The sequence below is a fragment of the Photorhabdus antumapuensis genome, assembly GCF_020387775.1.
Taxonomy (GTDB): domain Bacteria; phylum Pseudomonadota; class Gammaproteobacteria; order Enterobacterales; family Enterobacteriaceae; genus Photorhabdus; species Photorhabdus antumapuensis.
This window is the reverse complement of record NZ_JAHZMK010000067.1, coordinates 1,082-1,346: the sequence shown is the minus strand read 5'-3', so window position 1 is coordinate 1,346 and position 265 is coordinate 1,082. Positions and strand designations below refer to the sequence as shown.

The 265-nt window shown below is 55.1% G+C and carries 1 protein-coding gene; it reads right to left on the bottom strand.

From position 1 onward, the window contains the following. Positions 1-265: hypothetical protein (locus KZ793_RS23110; protein WP_225817097.1), on the bottom strand; the 265-nt coding region annotated here is incomplete at both ends.

Genomic DNA, 265 nt, shown 5'->3' with positions numbered 1-265 from the left:
CGGCGGTAGCGGTCAAATCCTGCCCGGCTTGCAGGGTCACCTCACCGGCGCCGGTTATCTGGCTGCCGATATCTTGTTGTTGATTCAAATGGCGATAGTTATTTTCCCCCCAGTCGCCCTGCTCTGTGCGGTGTGTGCTTAAGGTGTCCAGCGTCAGGTTATGGCCGGCAGTTATCTCGGTGCGACCGTCTTTACCGGCGTTCTTCACCTCACTGGCGGTTAATTGCACATTGTTGATAGCGTTCAGTGATAAGGTGCCCTTATC